This window comes from Enterococcus sp. DIV0421 (assembly GCF_051713745.1).
GTDB lineage: Bacteria > Bacillota > Bacilli > Lactobacillales > Enterococcaceae > Enterococcus_D > Enterococcus_D casseliflavus.
Genome location: NZ_JBIOQM010000001.1, coordinates 1,852,897 through 1,878,022, shown reverse-complemented (window position 1 = coordinate 1,878,022; position 25,126 = coordinate 1,852,897). Strand labels below are relative to the sequence as shown.

At 44.1% G+C, this 25,126-nt stretch carries 19 protein-coding genes; 4 read left to right on the top strand and 15 right to left on the bottom strand.

The features are described from left to right. Positions 1-151 precede the first annotated feature (151 nt). Positions 152-520 carry a BlaI/MecI/CopY family transcriptional regulator gene (locus IGI96_RS09150; protein WP_005227140.1) on the top strand — a complete coding sequence of 123 codons (369 nt, stop codon included), beginning with the start codon at positions 152-154 and terminating at the stop codon, positions 518-520. 282 nt (positions 521-802) lie between these two features. Here IGI96_RS09150 and ftsY read toward each other — a convergent pair whose 3' ends face one another. The 14 genes from ftsY to IGI96_RS09080 form a co-directional block, all read right to left on the bottom strand. Next, positions 803-2,095, bottom strand: a complete 1,293-nt coding sequence (gene ftsY / locus IGI96_RS09145) for a signal recognition particle-docking protein FtsY (RefSeq protein WP_074934437.1) — start codon at positions 2,093-2,095, stop codon at positions 803-805. Between the two features lies 1 nt (position 2,096). Beyond that, on the bottom strand, positions 2,097-2,915 hold the full coding sequence (locus tag IGI96_RS09140; protein ID WP_005227138.1) for a Cof-type HAD-IIB family hydrolase: 819 nt from the start codon (positions 2,913-2,915) through the stop codon (positions 2,097-2,099). A gap of 12 nt (positions 2,916-2,927) precedes the next feature. Beyond that, positions 2,928-6,506, bottom strand: coding sequence for a chromosome segregation protein SMC (gene smc / locus IGI96_RS09135; RefSeq protein WP_086338952.1), 3,579 nt, complete (start codon positions 6,504-6,506; stop codon positions 2,928-2,930). 15 nt (positions 6,507-6,521) lie between these two features. Continuing rightward, positions 6,522-7,214: a ribonuclease III gene (gene rnc, locus IGI96_RS09130; protein ID WP_005227136.1), complete on the bottom strand. Its 693-nt coding sequence runs from the start codon at positions 7,212-7,214 to the stop codon at positions 6,522-6,524. 213 nt (positions 7,215-7,427) lie between these two features. Then, complete coding sequence (locus IGI96_RS09125) at positions 7,428-9,215, bottom strand: oligopeptide ABC transporter substrate-binding protein (RefSeq protein WP_086338951.1); 1,788 nt, start codon at positions 9,213-9,215, stop codon at positions 7,428-7,430. Positions 9,216-9,231: 16 nt separating this feature from the next. Next, positions 9,232-10,101, bottom strand: a complete 870-nt coding sequence (locus tag IGI96_RS09120; protein ID WP_153883525.1) for an ABC transporter permease — start codon at positions 10,099-10,101, stop codon at positions 9,232-9,234. Between the two features lie 63 nt (positions 10,102-10,164). After that, positions 10,165-11,121, bottom strand: coding sequence for an oligopeptide ABC transporter permease (gene opp4B, locus IGI96_RS09115; RefSeq protein WP_005227132.1), 957 nt, complete (start codon positions 11,119-11,121; stop codon positions 10,165-10,167). Beyond that, positions 11,121-12,065 (bottom strand): ABC transporter ATP-binding protein, encoded by a 945-nt coding sequence (locus IGI96_RS09110; RefSeq protein WP_005227131.1) that lies wholly within the window; start codon positions 12,063-12,065, stop codon positions 11,121-11,123. Before IGI96_RS09110 ends, opp4B begins: the two co-directional genes overlap by 1 nt. Then, positions 12,066-13,073, bottom strand: a complete 1,008-nt coding sequence (locus IGI96_RS09105) for an ABC transporter ATP-binding protein (protein ID WP_005227130.1) — start codon at positions 13,071-13,073, stop codon at positions 12,066-12,068. A gap of 324 nt (positions 13,074-13,397) precedes the next feature. Further along, positions 13,398-13,640, bottom strand: coding sequence for an acyl carrier protein (gene acpP / locus IGI96_RS09100; protein ID WP_005227129.1), 243 nt, complete (start codon positions 13,638-13,640; stop codon positions 13,398-13,400). 110 nt (positions 13,641-13,750) lie between these two features. Next, the gene (gene plsX, locus IGI96_RS09095; RefSeq protein WP_016609182.1) at positions 13,751-14,770 is read right to left on the bottom strand and encodes a phosphate acyltransferase PlsX; all 1,020 of its coding nucleotides are present in this window, start codon (positions 14,768-14,770) and stop codon (positions 13,751-13,753) included. Between the two features lie 45 nt (positions 14,771-14,815). After that, positions 14,816-16,846 (bottom strand): ATP-dependent DNA helicase RecG, encoded by a 2,031-nt coding sequence (gene recG / locus IGI96_RS09090; RefSeq protein ID WP_086338950.1) that lies wholly within the window; start codon positions 16,844-16,846, stop codon positions 14,816-14,818. 111 nt (positions 16,847-16,957) lie between these two features. Continuing rightward, positions 16,958-18,640: a DAK2 domain-containing protein gene (locus tag IGI96_RS09085; RefSeq protein WP_005227126.1), complete on the bottom strand. Its 1,683-nt coding sequence runs from the start codon at positions 18,638-18,640 to the stop codon at positions 16,958-16,960. Positions 18,641-18,686: 46 nt separating this feature from the next. After that, positions 18,687-19,049 carry an Asp23/Gls24 family envelope stress response protein gene (locus tag IGI96_RS09080; protein WP_005227125.1) on the bottom strand — a complete coding sequence of 121 codons (363 nt, stop codon included), beginning with the start codon at positions 19,047-19,049 and terminating at the stop codon, positions 18,687-18,689. A gap of 266 nt (positions 19,050-19,315) precedes the next feature. Between IGI96_RS09080 and rpmB the strand changes: the two genes are divergently transcribed. Further along, the gene (rpmB, locus tag IGI96_RS09075) at positions 19,316-19,504 is read left to right on the top strand and encodes a 50S ribosomal protein L28 (protein WP_003128045.1); all 189 of its coding nucleotides are present in this window, start codon (positions 19,316-19,318) and stop codon (positions 19,502-19,504) included. A gap of 162 nt (positions 19,505-19,666) precedes the next feature. After that, on the top strand, positions 19,667-22,315 hold the full coding sequence (locus IGI96_RS09070) for a YfhO family protein (RefSeq protein ID WP_438785051.1): 2,649 nt from the start codon (positions 19,667-19,669) through the stop codon (positions 22,313-22,315). A gap of 208 nt (positions 22,316-22,523) precedes the next feature. On the opposite strand, the gene IGI96_RS09065 is transcribed toward IGI96_RS09070, so the two are convergent. Further along, positions 22,524-23,510 carry an Rgg/GadR/MutR family transcriptional regulator gene (locus tag IGI96_RS09065; RefSeq protein ID WP_086338948.1) on the bottom strand — a complete coding sequence of 329 codons (987 nt, stop codon included), beginning with the start codon at positions 23,508-23,510 and terminating at the stop codon, positions 22,524-22,526. A 299-nt stretch (positions 23,511-23,809) separates the two neighbouring features. Here IGI96_RS09065 and IGI96_RS09060 point away from each other — a divergent pair, with 299 nt between their 5' ends. Beyond that, positions 23,810-25,123 (top strand): MFS transporter, encoded by a 1,314-nt coding sequence (locus tag IGI96_RS09060; protein WP_005227117.1) that lies wholly within the window; start codon positions 23,810-23,812, stop codon positions 25,121-25,123. Positions 25,124-25,126: the final 3 nt, after the last annotated feature.

Genomic DNA, 25,126 nt, shown 5'->3' with positions numbered 1-25,126 from the left:
CTCTTCACTTGTAATATCTCTTACTAAAATTACCAAGAATTTATAAAATACTTGAATAAATTTGATATTTACCTTCAAAATAAAGTATACTGCTTATAGAACAGTAAATTATTATGTCCATATTACTCTTTTTTGAAAGGAAGAATAGTGAATGAAGCCACTTAATCTTACCAAACGCGAACGTCAAATCATGAATATCTTTTGGAATTCAGACAAACCTCTTTCTGCAAATGACATTGCTGTCCAACAGCAAGATCTAAGCAAGAATACCATTCAAGCAGTCGTACGTAAACTAAAAAACCACGACTTATTGAAAGTAGCGGATATCGGCTACAGCGGTACTGTTTTGACTCGGTTGTATTCTCCGAATGTGACCCAAGAAGACTTCTTAGCAGCAGAATTGTCTGATCAATCTTTATTGAATTTGATTACGAACTTTATCGAAACCAATAAAGATATCGATACATTGAACAACTTGGAAAAAATGATCACTGAGCGCCAAGGGGAACTTAAGAAATAATCTTTCCCCATCGTTCAACTCGTTGTATTCTGCCTGATACTTCCCAAAGTTTTTAGACAGTGCAGAAGAAAACGAAGCCTTCAAACTGCTTTTCCTGATTTTTTGGCAAAGTCGTGCATCGCTGTACCCACATTTGCCACGCCAAGTGTTCTCAGCTTTACGTCACAAGTCAAGCTCGTGGAAAGAGACGACGACCCGTTTTCTCTTCCCTTTGATCTCACAAAAGCAACAATAAAGGAGAGCCATGTGTAGGTGTATCACCTAACACAGGGCTCTGTTTTTTTATTCTTTGATCAAGCCTTTGAATAAGCCAACGACAAATTCATTTGGATCAAATGGTTCTAAATCATTGATGCCTTCTCCGAGTCCCACTAATTTGACGGGCAGCCGCAGCTCGTTACGGATCGCCAAGACGATCCCCCCTTTGGCTGTTCCATCAAGTTTGGTTAAGACGAGACCAGAAACATCCGTCGTTTCTTTAAATTGTTTTGCTTGATTCATCGCATTTTGACCTGTTGTTGCATCCAACACGAGCAGGACTTCATGAGGGGCCGTTGGGTCCACTCGTTGAATGATCCGTTTGATTTTTTCTAGTTCGTTCATCAAATTGACTTTGTTTTGCAAACGACCCGCGGTATCTACTAATAAAACGTCAGCATTTTCTCGTTTTGCGCGCTCCATCGCATCAAACACGACTGCTGCTGGATCGCCTCCTGCATTGCCACGAACGACTTCAACACCAGCTCGTTCACCCCAGACCACTAATTGATCGATGGCACCGGCACGGAAAGTATCCGCTGCAGCCAATAAGACTTTCTTGCCTTCGGCTTTGAATTGGTGGGCTAATTTCCCGATACTGGTGGTTTTTCCAACACCGTTCACGCCAACAAATAAAATGACGGTCAACCCTGACTGCATATTCAACTCGTTGACTTCACCGACACCCGCTTCACCATATAGGTCAACCAATTTTTCGATGATGACATTTTGGACATCTGCCGTTTTCTTCACATTACGTAGTTTGACTTCTTGCCTCAATGCATCCGCGATCTTCATCGCCGCATCGAAGCCGACGTCTGCGCCGATCAGCGTTTCTTCCACTTCTTCGAAGAAGTCTTCGTCCACCGTACGGAAGTTGGCAAACAATTCGTTCATCCGTTGCCCAAAGGTTTTCCGTGATTTCGTCAATCCTTTGGTGTATTTATCCTGCACACTTTCCGTTTCTGGCGCTGGTTGAAGGATTGGTGTAGCCGCTGGGGTTTGCTTTGATGGTGTATCCTTAGCCACTTCTTCTGGAATACTTGGTGCTTCTTCTCCTTTATTCGCTGTCGTTGCTTCTTGCTGCGGGGACACTTCAGCAGTTTCTTGCTCTGCCTCCAAATCACTGGAGTCGGCGGTTTCTGCAGGTACCACTGGTTCTGAAGCGCCTTGTTCAGCAGGAGTTTGTGCTGGCTGGCTTTCTTCTGAACGCTGTGCCTCTGGTGAGTCAGCATCGACTAACGGTTTGTCGGTTTCTTGCTCTGCTTCTTTGGTTTCTCCAATCAGCGCTTTTTTGATTTTGTCAAAAAATCCCATCTTACGCACCTCCTTTTAAGACATATTCTTCAATCACTGCTGCCACACCGTCTTCTTGGTTTGAAACGGTGACAACGTCAGCCGCCTCTTTAATGATTGGCACGGCATTGGCCATCGCTACGCCAATCCCAGCATAGCGAATCATCGGCAAGTCATTTTCTTCATCACCGATCGCCATCACTTCTTCTTGCTTGATCCCTAAATCTTGCGCCAATAGGCTGATACCATAGGCTTTGGTGATTCCTTTAGGCATAAATTCCAACAGGTTATTCCGGCTTTTGATGATTTCATATTTCTCGCGGATCTCTGAGGAAATCTCAGGGATCTTAGGATCCAAGACTTCCTGATGGTAGGCGATCACCGCTTTATTATAGAGCATCGATTCATCAAGATCAGCTACGGCAAAAGGACGACAATCCAATAAAGGATTTAACGAGCCATAAATCGATGGATGCGCTGCTGAAGTGGGTAAACTCAAGACGATCTCTTCGGATACCACGTCTAGAGGCAAATTCAAGTCTTCCGCTACTGAAACCAATTCATGGATATCTGCCAGCTGCATCGCTGCTTTTTCAATAATCTCGCCAGTCTCATTTTTTTGAACCAAACCGCCGTTAAAGGTGATGCTATAGTCGCCGGGTTCTTTCAGCGATAATTCTTCTAAGTACGGACGGATCGCCCGTAATGGACGTCCCGTACAAATGACGATTTTTACGCCTTGTGCTTTGGCACGAGCAAGTACCTCTTTGTTGCGAGGAGTCACTTCTTTTTTGTCATTCAATAACGTTCCGTCTAAATCGATCGCAATCAGTTTAATCATATCATTCCTCCTCTATGCTTGATCTGCTGCAAAACTACCGCCTTCACGCACTTCTTCTAAGCGCACGGACACGGTCTTCGACACTCCAGATTCTTGCATGGTCACACCATACAACACATCTGCTGCCTCCATCGTTCCTTTACGGTGAGTTACGACGATAAACTGTGTATCATTTTGGAAAGCACTCAAGTAATGACCGAAACGAGAGACATTGGCTTCATCCAATGCTGCTTCCACTTCGTCAAGCACACAAAACGGTACTGGACGAACTTGAATAATGGAAAACAATAACGCAATCGCAGTCAGTGCCCGTTCGCCCCCTGATAGCAAGCTGAGGTTTTGCAATTTCTTGCCCGGTGGTTGGGCTTCGATCTCGATCCCAGTGTTCAATAAATCTTTCGGATCTGTTAAGACTAATTCCGCATGACCGCCGCCAAACATATTAGGAAATACTTGTTTGAATTGCAAACGGATCGCATCGAAGACTTCGCCGAAACGGGTTTTGACTTCTTCATCCATTTCAGACATCGTATCAAACAGCTGTGCTTTAGCCGACAGCAGATCGTCTCGCTGACTCGTCAAGAACAAATGCCGTTGATTGACTTGCTCATATTGTTCGATCGCATTTAAATTGACTGGACCAATTTGCTCGATCGCTTGTTTTAGTTCCAGAATGTCGACTTTGGCTTGTTCTGCATCCTCAATTTCAGGGAAATCTTGCGCTGCCTTTTCAAAGGTGAGATTGTATTCTTCTTGTAAATACAACAAACGATTATCCATCACCAATTCTGCGCGATTTTTTTCGATCTCAACTTCGGTTTTTTCTGACAGCTTTTCTTTTTGCGTTAAGTTTTCAGCACTCAGGGCTTCGTCTAATGCGCCGATTTCTTGTTGAACGACTTGACGTTGTTCACGAATCACCGTCAATTCCGCTGTTACCTGCTGCTTGGTTTTTGTGAAGGCTTCAATTCGCTGAAGAATGCTTTCTTCTGAAAACTCATGATCGCTGACGTTGCTTGTCAAGGCAGCTAACTGCCGTTCTAAGGAGAGTTGACGCGCTTCGTTTTCTTCTAATGCTTGATTCGTAGCGGCAATTTTTTGCTGCAAATGCGCCACTTGTTCTTTTTGAACTGCGAAAGCTGCCTGCAAGCGCGCACTTTCTTGTGCTAAGGTTTGGCGTTTTTCCTCGATCAAGTCTTCTTCGGCATTCATTTGATGAATATCTTGGTCGATTTTCGCCAATTGCGCTGCAATATTCTTTTGCTGTTCTTCCAAGCTCGTCTTCTTCTCATCATATTCCTCAAAGAAGGCTTGCACTTCGCGATGTTCAAAATCAAACACTTGCTGCTCTTGCTTCAAGCGGCTCAGGTCATTCTCAAGATTTTGTAAGCGGCTTTGCAGCTCATGCTCCGTCATGCGAGCCTGTTCTCCTTGCGTCCGCAATTCTTCTAATGCTGCTTGTGCTTCTTTGGTCGCTGCTTCAAAATGCTGGACTTGCTTTTCCGTTTTTAAAAGCCGCTCATCCAGTTGCGCCGCTTGTGCCGTCAATTGTTGCAGCTCGTTGCTTTGGCTAAACAAACTACCGGCATTTTTCTTCGTTGCGCCACCCGTCATGGAACCGCCAGCATTCATGACATCCCCTTCTAAGGAAACGACCCGATAGCTATAGTTCAATGCCCGTGCTAACGCATTGGCACTTTGCAAGTCTTCGGCAATCAAGATACTGCCTAACAAGTTATCCGTAATCGTTTGGACGTGTTCGGGCGACTGGACCAATTCGCTGGCAACGCCGATAAATCCAGACACTTGCTTGGCTTGATTGCGGGCATAATCTGGCAAATGACGGGCTTTGATGGTCGTCAGCGGTAGGAAGGTTGCACGCCCCCCTCGATTTTCTTTCAAATACGTGATGGCTGCTCGCGCATCCCGCTCATTTTCAACGACGACATGCTGTGCAGCGGCGCCTAATGCGGTCTCGATCGCCACGGTATAGTCTTGCGGCACATCGATCAACTCCGCTACTGCGCCAACGATACCGCTGATCTGCTGTTTGTTTTTCAAAATCAAGCGAACGCCTTGATAAAAGCCGCTATAATTTTCTTGAATGTCTTGCAGACTGCGCTGTTTCGCTCGTACCTGCTGCACTTGACTCATTAACTGATACATTTTCTTTTGTTCTTCATCAAAGCGTTTTTTGTTGGTCTGAGCTTTTTCTTGAAGATGGATGTATTGCTTGCGTTGTTCTTCTAAAATCGCCTTAGCCTGCGTCAGCTGCTCTTCCACGATTTGCGCTTCCGTCGTCTTTTCTTTCAACGACGTATTCATTTGCGTCTGCTTGCTTAGCGCCGTTTGATTTTTCGCGGCTTCTTGTTGGTATTGACGCTCCAAGTATTTCAATTCGTTTCCGATCGTTGCCTGCTCCTGCATGGCTTCGACATATTGGCTGCGCAACTCTTCAATGATTTCTTTTGCTGAACGTTGGTACTTTTCCTGCTCTTGCTGACACGCCAGCATCGCTGCTTCAACTTCCTGCACACTACGATTCTTTTGTGAAAGCAAGCCGATCAGTTCCGTTTTTTCTTCATTTAAAAGTGTGACCCGCTCTGTGACTTCCTCTAAAGTTTCTTGGTATTCGGCAGAGCTTTTTTGCGTATGCTTTGAACGTTCATCTAAGACTTCTTTTTGCCCTTCGGCTTGCTTCAGTCCTTCGGTGACCTCTAAAAGCTGCTGATTCAAACGCTCCAACGTTTCATCAAAAGCAGTACGTTGTTGCCGCAAAGAATGTAGCGACAGTTCCCCTTGGTTGATCTTTTCGGAAATCTGCGCCAGTTCTTGGTTAAAGGTACTCAGTTGAGCTTTGGCTGTCTCCCACGCTTCTTTTGCTTTCGTGATCTCTAAGACCGCATAGGCCACATCGACCGTCGTCAATTTTTCTTTTAACGCTAAAAAGCGGTTGGCTGCTTCACTTTGGGCTGCCAGAGGCACCAACTGATCTTCTAGTTCATAAATAATATCTTGTAGACGGCTTAAATTGTCTTCCGTTTCAAACAATTTTTGCTCGGCTTTCTTTTTCCGCTGTTTGTATTTCAATACCCCCGCCGCTTCTTCAAAAATCCCACGACGGTCTTCTGGTTTGCTGCTGAAAATTGCTTCTACCTTGCCTTGGGAAATGATCGAAAATGATTCTTTCCCCAACCCAGAGTCCATAAACAACTCTTGGATATCCTTTAAGCGGCAAGCTTGTTTATTTAAGAAAAAGTCGCTTTCGCCGGTTCTTCTCAAGCGGCGAGTCACGCTGATCTCACTGTAATCCATCGGCAAGTAATGATCGCTATTGTCTAAAACGATCGTCACTTCCGCTATATTTAGCGCTCTGCGGGTGTCAGAACCTGCAAAAATAACATCAGGCATTTTGCCACCACGTAGATTTTTGGCAGATTGTTCTCCTAAAACCCAACGAATCGCTTCGGTAATATTGCTCTTGCCGCTGCCATTTGGTCCGACGACTGCAGTCACTCGATGTTCGAAATCAATGACTGTGCGGTCGGCAAAGGATTTAAAGCCGGCAATCTCTATTCGTTTTAAATACACTCCGCCAGTCCTCTCTTACTGTTCAAGATCCGCCAAGGCATTCGCAGCGGCGTCCTGTTCTGATAATTTCTTCGATTTTCCTTGTCCTTTTCCGATCAAGGTGTCATCGCAATAGACTTCCGTCCAAAAAATCCGTTCATGGGCGGGGCCTGCTTCTTTGATCAAACGATAATTGATGGAAACATCGCCGCCACGCTGCAAGACTTCTTGCAAGCGGGTCTTGTGATCCATCTCATGGGAAAAAGCACCTGCTTTTACTTTTGGAAAGACAACTTTCGTCAAAAAGCCGCTGACACTTTCCAGTCCTTGGTCCAAGTATAACGCACCTAAAAAGGCTTCAAATAGATCACAAAGCAAAGAAGGTCGTTTACGACCGCCAGAGTTTTCTTCCCCTTTGCCTAGACGAATGTATTCATCGAATCGGCAATCTTTGGCAAACATGGATAAACTGTCTTCGCGAACGATTGCCGCCCGTAGCTTCGTCAGCTTACCTTCGGGCAGATCTGGCAATTCACGATACAAATACCGTGAAACGATCAACTCTAAGACAGCATCGCCCAAAAACTCTAAACGTTCGTTATCTGACAAGTGCAAGTTGCGGTGCTCATTCACATAAGATGAATGCGTAAACGCTTGTTCAAGCAGATCTACATCATGGAACACAATATCAAACTTTTCTTTTAGTTCTTTCGTTAATTGTGTATTCATTTGTCACATTCCTTCATTAGTTTATCGACACTTCCCTATTATACTGGTTTTTGCCGAATTATGAAATGTTTCCTCCAAATTCTTGGAAAGACTGTAATAAAATTTTATTTACTTAATCTTCTCCTGTATAAAAAAGCCTGTTTTCCTCAGATACCCGCAAAAAAACAGAAAAAAAAGACGTCCTGGAAAGGACGTCTTTTCATCGATCATTGATTAACGAGATTCAGCTGTAACTGAAATTGTTGCCCAAGGATTGTAATTCACATCATAAGCCCATGTGAAGTCTTTGACGCGATTTGATACAGGTAACACCGCACTACGGTAAAGTGTTGGGATAACAAACGCTTCATCAGCAGCATATTCTTGCCATGCATCAAATGCTTCTTTACGTTTTGCTTCGTCAAACGAATCTTTTGAATCGATTGCTTCTAGCAATTTCGTATTTTCTTCTGATTCAAAACGAGTGTAGTTGAACGCAGAGTTAGGTCCATACAAGCCCATTGGTGATGGGTCATAACCAGTATTCCATGCACCTTGGTAAACATCAATCTCAGGATCATCATTTTCCAATTTGTCATAGAATGCTTGGAAGTCGATCAAGCGACCTGTTGTGTATTGTACATCAAGTCCGATTTCATTCCATTGTTGGATGTAGTAATCTGCTAATGGTTGTGCTGTTTCGCCACCTGACATTGAAGCAAAGTTAATGGTTAATTTCTCACCATTTTTGTCTTCACGCATACCGTCGCCATCGACATCTTTGTAGCCAGCATCATCAAGTAATTGATTTGCTTTGTCGATGTTTAAAGTATAACCTTCAACATCTGTATTGTGTAATGAGCCAAATACTGGTGGGATCAATGTCGTTGCATTTGTACGCAAGCCATTGTAGAAACGGCTTCCGACAGCATCATTATCTAATGCATAACCCATTGCTTGACGCAATGACTTGTCAGCCATTTTTGAATCAGGATTGTATTCAACTTTTCCTTCATCGGCATTCCATTTACCTAATTTGAAACCTAAATAAGTGTAAGCAGTATCTGTTCGGCCTAAGATTTGATAACCGTCAGTATCTTTATAAGTAGGATACGTATCTGTCGGCATTGATAAAGCCATATCATATTGTTTTGCGTTCATCGCTTCAACAATAGATGAAGTTGGAACTGCTTTAAATGATAATTTATCTAGTTTTGGCTTATCTCCATAATAGTATTCGTTTGGAACGTACTCTACGGATTCACCAGCTACGATATTTGACATTACATAAGGTCCGAAGACGATTGGATTTTTACGAACTTGATCGCTTGATTCCATATCTTTGACTTCGATTCCTTCAAAGGCGTGTTTTGGTAATGCTGAAGCCCAAATACCACCACCTGCTTGCATCATACCAGGGTGAACTTCTTTGTATTGAATTTTAACGACTTTGTCACTTTCTTTGGTGATACCAGAAATAGTATCAGCTTTGCCATCATGGTAATCTTCCATACCAACAATGTTAGTAAAGTTACTATCATAACGAATACCAGTATAATCTTTGTTACCAATTACTTCGTAAGTGAAGATGATATCATCTGCCGTAACATCTTCGCCATCAGACCATTTCAGGTTTTCGCGTAAAGTAATTGTTGCTGCGTTGTTGTCTTCATCTAGCTCAAGGTTTGCAGCCCCGCCGTCAACAATTTTGAAATCAGCGTCATTGACGAATAAACTTTCATTACTTGGCAACATAAATTGTGCATCATAGTTATCTTGATAAAATTCTGTTTGGAACAACCCTTGGAATTGCGTATCCATCACTACTGCAACATCCAAAGTACCACCTTCGATTGCCTCTGCATCATTGCTAACTTCGATTGGGAAGTTGCTTACATCTTCCGTATCGTTTGCTGCATTGCTGCCGCCACCAGAAGAATCGGTTCCGCCGCCGTTGCTGCCACAAGCTGCCAATGCTAACACTGACAAAAGAGTGACCATACCAAAAATATTTTTCTTCATCCTGTATCCTCCTTGTTTATCCTAGTCGTTGACGCGCATCCGCTGAACGCTTAAATGCTTGACCAACGTAATTGATACTCAACATCAAGACTAAAATTAGAATTGATGCGGGTAACCAGATCCACTGTCTGTTGACCAGCACATCACCGCTGCTGGCATATCCGATCAGTGTTCCCAAACTTGGAACATTGGTCGGCAGACCAAAACCTAAGAATGTTAGTGTCGTTTCAATACCGATATTCGCTGCAAAGTTCATTGTTAAGTTGGTGATGATCAATGAGCTAAGGTTCGGCATGATTTCGCGGAACATGATGACGAAGTCATTGGTTCCGAGGGTTTTCGATGCACTAACATAGTCGCGACGGCCTTCTGAAAGGGTCTTACTTCGGAAGAGCCTTGCTTTTCCGACCCAGTAAAAGGCACTCATGACCCATATAAAGGTCCAAACGTTATAACGAGGTACGATCGATACGATAACGATAATGATCAACATGATCGGCAAAATCATAACGAAGTCAACGATACGCATCAAAATGTTATCAATGATGCCACCATAGTAACCTGAGATGATCCCTAGTCCGACCCCAACGATCGACGTAATGATCGTGATTGAAAAACCAATCAAGATTGAGTTACGCGCACCGATGATCAATTGTCCCCAAACATCACGGCCACCTTCATCCGCCCCTAAAAGGTAGGTGCCGCCGTTTGGCGAAATCGCGCCGGGTACAGCGTATTTATCAAGGATGCTGACACGCATCACTTGTGATTGGTCGATAACTGCTGAGCCGATAAACACGAACAATAAAACTGCGACTAACAACACTAATGAAAAGATAGCCATTTTATCTTTTAAGAATTCGCGAAAAATCATTTTTAATCCCATAGGCGGGATGCTCTCTTGTTTTAGTACTTTTTCTTTCTTTTCAGACACATTTATCCCCTCCTATTACTGGATTCTGATTCTTGGATCGACAATACTCATGATGATATCTGATAGCAGCGTACCGATCAAGGTCGCTAGTCCTAAGATCAATGTCAGTGAAGTGATCACGGCATAGTCCCGTTGGACGATACTATCGATAAACAGTTTTCCGACACCTGGGTAAGCGAAGATTTTCTCAATGACCACAGAACCTGCGATCAATGAAGTGATCTCGTAGCCCATTTGTGATGCGATCGGCAACGACGCATTACGGAAAACGTGACGTGAGAAGACTTTATTCGTTGGTACCCCTTTTGAACGAGCGGTACGAACGAAATCCAATGATTTCGAATCAATGACTTCACTTCGCAAGTATTGGATCGTCACTGCTGTTCCTAATAATGCAGAAGTGATCGCCGGTAATAGTAGGTGATACAAGCGACTCCAAAACTCAGCCATGCCGCTGACCCCCGGTGCAACGGAACCACCCGTTGGGAACCAAGCCAATCGGTAACCGAAGATGAACAATGCGATCAACGCAAAGATAAACAACGGTACGGCGAAACTGAAGAAGTTGTAAACAACGACGACTTTATCAAGCAATGAATTTTGGTAACGTCCTGCCCACATCCCTAAAGGAATGGCAATCACGTAAGTCAAAATGACCGTCAATAAAGATAACCACAATGTATTGCTGATACGTCCTGCTAATAACGTTGAAACAGGTAATTTAAAGATGAAACTTTGACCAAAGTCCCCTTTTAAGGCATTTCCGATCCAACGGAAATACTGGGTATACCATGGGTCATTCAAACCAGCGGCTTCACGCATCCGCTCAATAACAGCTGGATCTTGGTTTGGATTGATCAAACCGGTAAATGGATCCCCAGGCATTGCTTGTGCGATCAAGAAAATCAAGATACTCAAAATAATGACTTGCGGGATCATCAACAACAAACGACGTAGAATTGTTTTCCACATTATTCAGCACCCCCGTTTTTCAATGCGACTTGGTGCGACTCGGTGATTTTACGCAAGTCATACACTCTGCCAGTTTCGTCGTAGTAATCTTTTTGATGGGTCACATATTCCAACTCGACCTTGCGGCGGTTTTCTTTGTGAGCATCGCGATTTTTTACGTCGATTTGAGGAATCGCTGATAATAAACGTTTTGTATAGATGTGACGCGGGTCTTGATAGATGTCTTCCCGTGTCCCGATCTCAACGAAGCGGCCTTTGTACATGATGGCGATATTGTCACACATGTGTTTTACGACCCCTAAGTCATGAGAGATAAATAAGAAACTTAAGCCAAATTCTTGCTGGATCCGTTTCATAAAGTTCAGTACCTGCGCTTGAACGGATAAGTCAAGGGCTGAAACCGGCTCATCGGCGACGATCAGTTTTGGATTGGATGCTACCGCGCGGGCAACCCCTAACCGCTGACGTTGGCCACCAGAGAACTCGTGAGGATATTTGTATAGGGCATCTTCTGGCATCCCAACGATATCCAGAAGGCTTTTCACTCGTTTTTTCTCTTCTTGATCGCTTAAGCGTTCAAAGTTGCGTAATGGTTCGGCGATAATGTCGACCACGCGTTTTTTAGGATTCAAGCTGGACATTGAATCTTGGAAAATCATTTGGACATCTTTGTTGTAGTTCATTTTTTTGCGGACGGAACGTTTGGTCACGTCTTGCCCGTCATAAATGATTTCGCCACTGGTGATTTTTTCTAACCCAACGATGGCTTTCCCCGTCGTGGATTTACCAGAACCAGACTCACCAACCAATCCGTAGGTTTTTCCTTTTTCTATGATGAAGTCCACACCGTCAACGGCATACACATGGTCCGTGACGCGGTTGAAAAATCCGCTGCGAATAGGATAGTGGACTTTCAGATCTTTAATTGTAATTAATTCTGTCATCTACACTTCTCCTTCTTCGTCTCTAAAATGAAAATGCTTGTAGCATGTGCAACGGACCAAATGATCAGGTGCTACTTCATGCAAGACTGGGTTTGCTTCGTGGTCGCTTTCAGGAATCCAAGGAATCCGTGCGGCAAACCGACAACCCGTCCGTGGCATATTTTTCAATGAAGGAACTACGCCTTCGATCACGTGCAGTTCACTGTCTTGTGAATTTTCTTGAGGGATCGAGTTAAGCAATGAGCGGGTGTATGGATGTTTCGGATTGGCAAACAACTCTTCGGCTGTTGCGACTTCCACAAACTGTCCCCCGTACATTACGGCTACTCGGTCGGCCATCTCTGCTACGACACCTAAATCGTGGGTGATCAAAATGATCCCCGTTTGCGTTTCTTCTTGCAAATCTTTTAGTAGATCAAGGATCTGTGCTTGGATCGTCACGTCCAACGCGGTCGTTGGTTCATCGGCAATAATGATTGGTGGTTTACAAGCAATCGCGATCGCAATGATGACCCGCTGACGCATCCCACCTGACAATTCATGAGGGTATTGACGTCCTACTCGCGGTGGATTGGGAATCCCCACTTGTTCTAATAATTCTAATGCTCGTGCTTGACGCTGTTCGGCGGTCATATCCGTATGGTAAGATAACCCTTCTTTGATTTGATCTTCGATCCGCATCAAAGGATTCAGTGCAGACAATGGATCTTGGAAAATCATCCCAATATCATTTCCGCGAATTTTGTTGTACAGCGTTTCGTTTAAGTTTGACAAGTTTAAATCTTTATATAAGATTTCTCCGGTGATTTTCGTGTTGTTTGGGTCATGCAGCCCCATGATCGTTGTAGCTAACGTACTCTTGCCGCAACCAGATTCTCCTACGATCGCTAAGATCTCATTGCGATCCAGTGTAAAAGAAATACCATCTACTGCGTCATAGTAATCGTCTTTAATACGAAAACCTGTGTGAAGGTTTTGAACATCTAGTAATTGATTATCTCTGGACAATCGAATACCCCTCTCTACTTTCTAAGATGTCTTGCAATTTAATGTAAAAAAAGAAGGAACATGCATTTCATTTCCAAAAGCTTTCTTAACATTGTATAATATATTCTTAATAATTATATAGAAATGCCACCAATAATGCAAGTCCCAGAAAAGTTAATACACTGAATTTTCAGAAAATTTACATTATGCTTTCAACGCCGTCATGTCAGGTTTAACGACCGTTTTTTAGATTCCGCTACCAAAGAAAAGCCGCTCAAAATCACTGCGGATCAATTATGAGAAAGAAAGAGCTAAGTCATCTAGGACTTAGCTCTTATGTCTGTCTTAAGCAAGATGGCTTGAAATATAATCAACCGCTCCACCGACTGTTTCGATCTGCTCGGCATCTTCATCAGAAATCTCGGTACCAAATTCATCTTCTAGTTCAAGGACGAATTCCATCACACTGATCGAATCAGCGTTCAAGTCGTCTTTAATGCTCATCGTATCCGTTACGTTCTCTGCGTCAATTTCAAAATGATTGGCGATCACGACCGCAACTTTCTTGAATACTTCATCTCGTGTCAACTGGCTTCACCTCCACGCGTTTGCACAAAACATAGAATGGCTAACAAACATTGTACTGCTTTCTATGCTTTTTGTCTAGATATTTTTGCAATTTCATTACAATCATTGCATTATGATTGCGTTTCGTCTTTGTCAGTCGGCATTTCTTCAAAATGGGCGACCAATTGTGCCACGACATCTGTCGCTAACATCGTATGGATCTGCTTGATGGTGTACGCCACCGCTTCTGGTCCTGTCGCACCATGGGTTTTGATGACTGGGGCTTTCAACCCAAACAATACGGCACCGCCGTGTTTCGCATAATCCATTTCATTTTTCACTTTCCGCAACGCATCTTTTAATAATAATGCGCCTAATTTCCCTTTGGCACCGGAATCGAGAATCGATTGTTTCAACAGCGCCATCAAATTCAAGGCGGTTCCTTCGATCGATTTCAAAACAGCATTTCCAGTAAAGCCATCTGTCACGACGACGTCAGCTGCACCATCCAATAATTCCCGAGCCTCGACATTGCCGATAAAGTGGATCGTCGGGTCTTGCGAAAGCAGTTCAAAGGCTTTTTTCGTTAATTCACTGCCTTTGGTTTCTTCCGTTCCGTTATTTAACAAGCCGACCCGTGGTCGATTGATCCCGCGAACTTTTTGGGCATAAAAGGACCCTAAGACGGCATAGTTTGCCAAATGTTCTGGTTTATTGTCGGCATTGGCACCTAGATCCAGCATGTCAAAGCCAGCATCTTTGCCGATCACTGGCATCGTGGACATCAATCCGGGACGGTCGATCCCTTTGATCCGACCGACGATAAACAAACCAGCCGCTAATAAGGCCCCAGTATTTCCAGCTGAAAAAATCGCATCTGCCTCACCATTTTTGACCGCTTGTGCTGCCAAGACCATTGAGGCGGTTTTTTTTCGTCTGATCGCTTTGACAGGTTCATCATCACTATTGATTTTTTCATCCGTGTGGATAATGGTGACATTTTTATCATCCGTCATGTATTTTTTGATTTCATTTTCTTTTCCGTAAAGGAGGAATTCAATCTCTGGAAAGTCTTTTTTTGCCAGCATGACTCCTTCTACGATCGCTTTTGGGGCGTTGTCTCCGCCCATTGCATCAACAGCAATCCGCATCTCGCTGCCACTCCCTTCATTTTCCCAATCAGTATAGCATATTCTTTAATCAAAAAATTGTTTGTCTGCTTTTTTTGCTGCTAAATAGTTCGCCAATGCCGAAAATTCTGGCAACAGCTGCCAGCCATTTTTTTGCCAAAGCTGGGCAGCTTCGACTTGTGCCACTTCTAGAATATGGGCATCTGCGACCAAATCGGCAGCCGCAAACTCTGGCAAGCCCGATTGTCGATTGCCGAAGACTTCTCCTGGTCCTCGCAACTGCAAATCTTTTTCGCTGACTACAAAGCCGTTGGTGGTTTCTGTCATGATCTTCATTCGCTCGACCCCTGTTTCATTCTTCGGGTTTGCGATCAATATACAGTAAGAAGCATCGGCGCCGCGCCCTACCCGTCCACGTAATTGGTGGAGCTGGGCTAATCCGAAACGATCAGCATCGATGATCAGCATCACTGTCGCATTGGGAACATTGACCCCTACTTCGATGACCGTCGTGGAAACCAAGATCTGCAGTTGATTTTCTTTGAATGCTTCCATAATAGTGTCTTTTTCTTGATTCTTCATTTTCCCATGCAGCATCCCCACTTGATAAGTAGGAGAAAAGTAACTTTGCAGCTGCTCATAAATCTCCGTGGCATTCTTGACATCCAGCATTTCGGATTCTTCGATCAAAGGACAGATGACATACATCTGATGCCCTTGTGCCAATTCTTTTTGCGCCCACTCTAAGATCGATTCAAACTGCGGCGGACGGACCCAGCGAGTCTCTACAGGAATCCGTCCTGCTGGCATTTCATCGATCACCGAAACATCCATTTCGCCATAAGCCGTGATCGCTAACGTACGAGGGATCGGTGTGGCGGTCATAAAGAGCACATCAGGCAGATAGCCTTTTTCCCGTAAGACTTTTCGCTGATTGACGCCAAAACGGTGTTGTTCATCGGTGATGACTAAGCCAAGATGTGCAAAATCCACGCCTTCTTGAATCAGCGCATGGGTCCCAACGATGATGTCGATCTCCCCGGCTGCTAATTGTTCTAAGATGACTCGCCGTTCTTTTGGTTTGGTCGAGCCTGTCAAAAGAGCGGTGGTCACTTCTAAGGGGTCAAAGAGCTGATTCAAGCTTTCTAGGTGCTGCTGGGCCAAAATCTCAGTCGGCACCATCAGTGCGCCCTGAAAGCCAGCCGTCATCGTGGCATAAAGGGCGATCGCCGCCACGACTGTTTTCCCGCTTCCTACATCTCCTTGCAAGAGTCGCTGCATGTGCTGCGGACTTTTCAGGTCATGGCAGATTTCATTGGTCACGCGCTTTTGCGCATTCGTCAATTCAAAGGGCAGTTTACGAGTAAATTCTTTCAAGCGTTGCACATCATAATCGATCGCTAAGCCGTTTTTCTCGGCTTTTTCGCTTTTCTTCAGTCCTTGGATCTGCATTTGGAACAAAAAGAACTCTTCAAAAATCACCCGACGCTTCGCTTGATGACTCTCTTGGGGATCTTTAGGAAAGTGCATCGCAAACATCGCGGATTTCCGATCCAACAAGCGATATTTTTCAATCAATGACAAAGGCAAGATCTCTGTGATCTGATCACCAAAATCAAGGAATGCCTGTTTGATCAGTTCGATCAACACACTTTGACGCACGGCTTTATTGACATGATAAATGGGGGCAAAGTCTTCTGCGCTCTTGCTGCCGAGAATTTTCATTCCCGTCAGTCCTTTGCGTTTGGCGTCCCATTTGCCATAGACGGCGATCTCTTCTGAGACCTCTACTTTATCCTTCAAATAAGGCTGATTGAAAAAGGAGACATTAAAGACATCGTGGTCTTGCATCATGCGAAATTGCAACCGACTTTTCTTATAGCCAAAGCGATTGACGACCGGCGGGGAAACGACGATCCCCTTGATCGTTACTTTTTCTTGGTCTTGAATCTCCGCTAATTGCCGTTCTTGAATGTCTTCATAACGAAACGGATAATACTTCAGCAGGTCTTCAATGGTTTCGATCCCTAAACTCGCCAAGTCTTGGGCGCGTTTTTCTCCGACACCCTTTAATACCGTAAGTGGCTGATTCAGCATAGGTACCCTCCTTTTCCAAAGTAATTTTGTTTATTGCAGAGATTCCTGCATTCATAGAAAAAGACGGAGCCAAAAATCATCTACGATTTTTGCCCCCGCCGCCTAATTTGTTTATTCTGCTGAGAAAAGATACGGATAAACTGGCTGATCGCCTTGATGGATCTCTACTTCGATCTCAGGATGCAGCTCAACGATCGCTTCTTCAATTTTCGCTGCTTCTTTGGCTTTGCCTTCTTCACCGATAATGATGGTGACGATCTCAGTATCTTCTGTGATCATTTTTTCTAAGGTAGTCATGGAAGCAGAGAAACGATCCGGAACAGAAACAACGATTTTGCCGTCGACCATTCCTAAGAAGTCGCCTTCTGTAATTTCGATGCCATCAATTGATGTATTACGGATCGCATGAGTCACTGATCCGCTGACAACACTTGCTAAGACATCGGTCATAGCTTGCTGATTTTCAGCTAGTGTGGATTGCTCGTGGAATGCCAGCATCGCTGTCATCCCTTGTGAGATCGTCCGTGTTTCAACAACCGCTACTGGAATTTCGGAAACTTCCGCTGCTTGCTGTGCAGCCATAAAGATGTTTTTGTTATTTGGTAGAACGATCACTTGGTCGGCATTAACTTCATTGATCGCCAACAAAATGTCTTCCGTACTTGGGTTCATCGTTTGGCCGCCACTGATGACATATGAAGCACCCAGGCTAGTGAACAACTCTTTCAAGCCTTCGCCAGCCGCGATCGCGATGATCGCAAATGGTGTCCGTGGACGTTTCACTGGTGCAGGTTTTGCACCTTGCTGGTCGTGTTCCAAAATCGTTTCATGCTGAAGACGCATGTTGTCAACTTTGATTTTCACCAATGAGCCGAATTTTTGACCATAATTCATGACTTCGCCAGGATGTTCCGTATGGACATGGACTTTGATGATCTCATCGTCGTTGACCACTAATAAGGAATCCCCTAACTCATTTAAGTAATTACGGAATGTTTCATAATCAAATTCACTATCTACAGTCGGACCTTCACCGATCTTCACCATGATTTCTGTACAGTAACCAAAGGTGATATCTTCTGTCGCTAAGTGTCCTTGAACGCTGCGATGATGTTCGGCATTGACCATTTCATCCATAGCCGCTGGGGAAGGTTCGAAGATTTCATCGGCTGGGTATTCACCCGTCAACGCATTTAAGAAGCCTTCATAAATGAACAACAATCCTTGACCGCCGCTATCTACCACGCCGACTTCTTTTAAGACGGGCAATAGATCTGGGGTTTTCGCCAATGAACGTTTTGCACCGTGAACCACGGCTTTCATCACTTCGATACAATCATCGGTAGTTTGTGCTTTTTTCTCGCCATATTCAGCTGCGATGCGTGCCACAGTCAAGATGGTTCCTTCCACAGGTTTCATGACTGCTTTATAGGCGGTTTCTACTCCATGAGTAAAGGCTTGAGCCAATTCTGGTGCAGTGAGTGTTTCTGCGGTCGGGATAGCTTTAGAAAAACCGCGGAATAATTGAGATAAAATGACGCCAGAATTCCCACGTGCGCCCATCAATAGTCCTTTTGAAAGTGTAGCGGCAAGATCGCCGACGTTTTCTGAAGTCGCATCTGCGACCGCTTTTGCTCCACTGGTCATGGATAGATTCATGTTTGTCCCAGTGTCTCCATCTGGAACAGGAAACACATTCAATGAGTTGACAAACTCTGCATTAACTTGTAGACGAGCCGCGCCTGCCTGCACCATTTCTTGAAACTGACTTGCGCTGATATTCGTTACCTTCACTTAGATAGTCCTCCTTAAAATCATCCGCCATGAACGGATCCCTTGCCTAATCTGGCAGTACACGTACGCCTTGAACAAATACATTTACCGAGTTCGCAGATACACCTAGCATCGTTTCTAAGTTGTATTTCACTTTTTCCTGCACGTTGCGGGAAACTTCGGAAATCTTTGTTCCATAGCTGACGATCGTGTATACATCCACTGCAATGCCGTTTTCTTCTTGGCGGACAACGACACCGCGAGAATAATTTTCTTTTCGTAAAATTTCATTGATGTTATCTTTGATTTGTTTCTTGCTAGCCATACCAACAATGCCGAACACATCTGTTGCTGCGCCTCCGACCACTGTTGCAATGACTTCATTGCTGATTTCAATAATACCTGATGAGGTTTGAATTTTTACAGCCATTTTATAGCCTCCTTCAATGGACATGACCCATCTTTCTTCTTACATATTTTATCATAGCTGTACCGCAAATAAAAGGATGAGACATATGAAAAGGGGCTTTCTGACCAAACGTCTTGCATTTCGACCTTGTTTAATTTACAATGTTTACCGGGAAAAGTCAATGTTTCTTGAAAATTACTCTTGCTTTTTTCACCTTTCTGTGATAAATTCAGATGGTATGAGCTGAAATAGCGCTCCAACATCAAGGCAAAGGAGGAAATAACCACATGGCTAAAGTTTGTTACTTTACTGGACGTAAAACTACAAGTGGAAACAATCGTTCTCACGCAATGAATGCGACAAAACGTACTGTGAAACCTAACTTGCAAAAAGTTCGCGTTATGATTGACGGAAAACCTAAAAAAGTTTGGGTGTCAACTCGTGCTTTGAAATCTGGAAAAGTTGAGCGCGTATAATTAGACCTTTTCGGCCGTTCGTTTTGAACGGCTTTTTTTGTACCCTTTTTTCTTTGGTGCGCTTTCACTTAGGTTTTCATTAAAGAAAACAGGTCTTTGTTTTTTTAATCGATTCACCTGTGGTAAACTAAGAAAAAATTGATAAAGAACAGGTGACTTCTTGTGACGAAAATAAAAACATTTGCCAAACAACATTGGCCTTATATGCTTGCTAGTTTCTTCTTGCCGTTTCTTATCATGGCAGTGATCTATTTGACCATCGGCATCTACCCTGGCAGCAGCCGCAGTGTCTTAGCCAGTGATGCCTTTTCGCAATTCTCAAACTTTCATGCCAGCTTTCGCAATATGCTCTTAGGCAAGCAAAGTATCTTTTATACATGGAATGCCTCTTTAGGCTTGAATTATCTGGCACTGATCTCCTATTACTTAGGTGGGATCTTCACTCCTCTGGTCTTGTTTTTCCCAAATCAGCTGATGCCAGATGCGTTGTACTTCTTGACCTTGATCAAGATCGGCAGTGCGGGCTTGGCGTTTTGGTTTTATGCCAGCCAAACCTTTAAGATCCAACGTTGGCAGCATGTGACCTTAGCCGTCTGTTATGCCTTGATGTCCTTCATCACCGCCCATTCGGAACTGATCATGTGGCTTGATGCCATGATCTATCTACCGCTAGTGATTTTAGGTATTGACCGTTTAGTGAAAAAGAAAAAACCAGTCGTGTTATTTATCAGTTATCTGCTGTTATTTTTATCCAGTTTTTACATGGGCTTTATGATCGGTCTCTTTTCCGTAATGTATTTCTTGGTTCAGTTGGGGCGCAACTGGAAGCAAGCTCGGGGGGCGATCATTCCTTACGGCATCACCTCCTTGTTAGCTGGCGGCGCCTCAATGGTGATCATCTTACCTGCCTTATTGGATTTGCGCTCAAACGGGGAAGAATTAACAACGATTTCTTCCTTTAAAACCGAAGCCACCGATGTCTTTGACCTCGTGATGAAAAACATGATCGGTATTTACGATACGACAAAATACGGCTCCATTCCCTTCATCTATATCGGTTTATTGCCGCTGCTGTTGTGTATTTTATATTTTGTTTCGAAGAAAATCCGCTTGAAGGATAAATTCTTATACGCTGGCATGTTTGCTGTTTTGATCGCCAGTTTTTATATCGTGCCGATGAATCTTTTTTGGCACGGGATGCATGCCCCAAATATGTTCCTTTTCCGTTATGCCTATTTGTTCTCCTTCTTAGTGATCATGCTGGCGGGATACGGGTGGGAGCAGCTGCAGCAAAAAGATCGCGGATTGTTTCTCATTATTGGTCTTTCTACGATCGTGGTGTTTGCTCTCTCCTACGCATTGAAAGGACCTGGAACCTATGAATATGTTTCCGCTACTTCTTTTGCTCTAACGATCGTATTCTTTGTTCTTTACTTGTTATGTATTGGGTTCGGGCAATTAGGTCTTTTAACACAAAAACGAGTGACGATCTTGATGCTGATCTTCGTCTGCGGAGAAATGGCCGTCAATACGAGCGGTATGGTTCGCGGAATTTTGAATGATTGGAACTATGCTTCTCGCAGTTTGTATACAGAACCTTATCCGGACATCAAAAAACTAGTCACTCAAGCCAACGAAGACAATGATACCTTTTTCCGATTAGAAAACCTTGATCCTGTTTCTTCCAACGACAGTATCAATTATGGCTACAGCGGTGTCAGCATGTTTTCTTCGATCCGTAACCGCAATTCCTCAAGCTACCTGGATAAGCTGGGCTTTCGGTCCCGCGGCACCAATTTAAATATCCGCTATCCGAATAATACCTTGCTGATGGATGCTTTTACAGGGATCAAATACAATATCTCCAAGCCAAATCTCACCAAATACGGCTTTCAACGTGTGGGGGAATCTGGTGAATACAAGCTTTATGAGAATCAAAATGCGTTACCGCTAGGTTTCTTGGCTGAACCAACCATTGAATCGATTGATCAGCCGCAAAATGACAACTTGACGAGCCAGAAAAATCTTTTCAATGGCTTGGCGGATTTAAATTTAGAGTATTTTGCCTTTCAGCCAATCAAGGTGATCCATAGTAAAAATACAGATATCACCAATGACGGCATGTATATGAAATTTACCGAGCAAGAAAGCAATGTCGCAAAAGAAGTGACTTGGCAAGTGGAGGTTCCAGCGAACTCGCAAGCATACTTGAGTCTTTTCCCTGCCAACTTTGGGGAATTGGAAAGCTCATCTGCCACCGTGACAGTCAACGGTCAGCAGCGAGAAACGCAAATCAGTATCAACGGTCAATACTACGACTTAGGGCACTATGAGACCGATACGACGGTTCAATTCACCGTCAGCTTCTACGGAACGCCTGAAATCTCCTTCCAAAACCCGCAAGTCGTGACCTTGGATACCAACGCCTACCAACAAGCAATTGATGCGATCCAAGATCGAGGGGTCGCTATGACGGTCGGCAAGCGCAGTGCCAAAGCCGATATCACGACTGAAAAAGAGCAGCAGCTTGTAACGACCATCCCTTATGACAAGGGCTGGACTGCTACGCTTGACGGCAAAGAAGTTCCAATCACCGCCTTTCAAGACGGCTTTATCAGTGTGACGATCCCAAGTGGCACCCATCACTTGGAACTGTCCTTCTTGCCGCAAGGCTTTGTTATCGGTGTTTGCTTGTTCTTCGGCTGCATCGCATTGTTTATCCTGTTTGCTTGGTTTTACCAGAAACAAGTAGCCAAAAAGCAAGTCTTAGACGACCAACGTCAACTCATGGATCAACCACCAGAAACCTAATCGAAAAAGAACCAACTCGTCTTTTTGAGGCGCTCCCCATAAGTTAGAGCAATCGCTGACTTATGGGTGTCGCTCAATGATCGGTGAGTTTGGTTCTTTTTTTGTGCTGGCGTTCCGCAGTTGTTCGCTCTAGTGGTCTTAGCCTCCACTGCCGACTAGATCCCCTTCGATGCGGGGGCAATGCCTAGCCCGTTAGCCCTTAGAACGTTTAGCGAAACATAAGATAACTGTTAGGTTCTTCCGCATTTTTCTTGATGGAGTGCAACGATCGCTCCCATAAGTTAACCATTTTGGTTTGTTTCAAGACGCGAAAGATCGAAAGCCCTTGGTCGATTTTCAACAGTCCTTTTTCTTGATCGCCATAAATATACCAGTACCACCCTTGATAGCAAAGAAGATGCGTGCTGTTTAGCATGTCTCCGCGCTCTGCCAATAATTCCTCTGCAATGGTCAACACCTCTTTTGCCCACTCCAGGCGGCGAAAATTGACAAACGTCGTAAAACAACTAAAAATCAAATCCATTTGAATTTCTCGCATCAAGGACAAGCCTTGTTCTTTTTTTGTGCGGGAAATAGCGATCTGCAGTAAGTGATAGGAGGTTTCGACAGGAAACAAGAATTGAAAATACCGAAACAGTAAAATCTCATAAACGCCCCAGTTGTCTACTTTCGTAAGGTAGGAAATGACGGGGCGAGTTTTGGTGCGCAGCTTTTCCATATAGTCACCAGAAGAGTGATTGGGTTTAGGACCTGAGAGATTGATTTCATGTATCTCCTTTGTGATCTCAAGGTACAGAAAAACAAAAGAATGCTGTTTGGAAGCGGCGATCAGTTCGCTGCGCATTTCCTCCAGTCCTTCTTTGCTTCGCTGGGCGTGGGCATTACTCAAGAAAGCTTCTTTGTTGATCCCTAAAATTCGATCCAGTAAATCCATAAATTCGCTCGTCATATAGCTGGGGAAGCTCATCAGGTTGTCGTGACTTTTTATGCCTTTTTGCTGCGCACGTAAATAATAAAACTCCTCCACCGTGACATGGATATTTTCTAATAAGCGTTCCAATCGATGAATACTGATACTTGAAGCACCTTGCTCAAATTTACTGATAAACGAGCGACTGTTTTGTTCATCCGCCACTTGAGCGATCGTATAGCCGCGCTCTTTGCGCAATTGTCGGTACAGTTTTCCTTCTTCCATAACCATCCTCCTAGCGATCAGTCTGCAAACGCCAAACCAAACTTGCTTTACGAATGAAGCTCTGCCATTAAATGCTACTATTTTAGATTCAAATTTAGATTCAACCTTATAAAATGTTGAGGAACAAAATCTACGGTACCCTATTTACATGCCACTCTTTTAGCTGTTAGCCACTCGTGACAGTAACCTCTGGTACGCTCCTGGTACATTTAAATTCCACTATAGTGGATTATTTTCTTCTCTTAGTATAAAGCATCCTATACTGATTTTACAACGTAGAACGTGAAAGGATGATTTCGATGAAAGAATATCAACAAAACAAAGGCTATCGTGCCTTAGTCAACGCCGCCTTACTCAGCGGCATCGGCATGAGTTTATTTAATATCGTCTTTGTAGTTTATGCCAGTACATTACCCTTTAATGCCCTTGCTGTTTCCTTAGCCTCCATGGCACTGTTAGTCCCTGATCTCTTACGGATCCTGACTGGCTATCTAGCCGATCGTACCAAAAACAAAGTGCAATGGATGATCAGCAGTCGACTATTACAAGGGGTCCTTTTTGTGGCACTCGCTTTTTTGATCCAACTGCCGCCTAGTTTATGGTCTTTCTTCCTTTTGCTAGGCATCAACATTGTATCTGATTGTTTGGGCGCTTATTGTTCTGGGTTGCAGCTGCCCTATGTTCGCCGTCTTGTGCCTGCTGACGCCTTAGACAGTGCCATGGGCTTTCAAATGGCGTGTCAAACCACCGTTCAAATCGTCTTTCAAGGGATCGGTGCTTGGGGGATCATTTTACTGAATAATAATTTTGCCGCTTTTGGTTTGATCAATGCCGTGACGTTTTTCTTAGCCGCCATCGTGATCTTCTGGAACCGCTCGCTCTTTTATGCGGTGCCAGGGAAAATCAATCAAGCACCAACACCACTCTTTCAGAATTTCTCGGAAACCTTTAAATTATTGACTGGTACAGCTTTTCTTAAAAAGATGATCCTCTTTGCCTTACTGATCAATACCTTAGCTGCTAGCACGAGCGGTCTACTAAATCTCCAGCTGTTGGATGACCTTGCGCTTTGGTTTGCCACTTATGGCAACACCGTTGCGATGGCAGGCATCGCCACTTCCATCGGCATGGTCGCTGGCGCCTTGTTTGCTGCCGACTGGTTCAAGAATACTGGTCTGGTTCGCTTGATTGCGTATACCTCTTTCGTTTTATGTCTATTGACCTTGAATTTTCTCTTCCTGCATAATCGTTGGCTTATGATTGTGCTGCTCTTTGCTGAAGGCTATCTGATTGGAAAAATCAATCCCCGCTTTTCGGCACATCTGATTCGTGAGATCGATGAAGAACATCTCGCCATCAGCAGCGGGATCTTTTCCACCATTGTGATGCTAGGGGGGCCCGTCGGACAAATGGTCTTTTTAGGCATCGGCAATCGCTATCACGTGGCTTGGAGCTGGCTGCTTTACTTGCTTTTCGCATTTTTGGTAGCCATCGCCGCTTTAGTCGCTGCCAGTACCTTAGAAAAAACCCCCCCCACTGCTGCGTCTAAAACCGCTGCGGAAAGAACTGAGAATTGGCAAGAAACCACCCCTGTTTTGCCTGAAAAAAAATAAAAA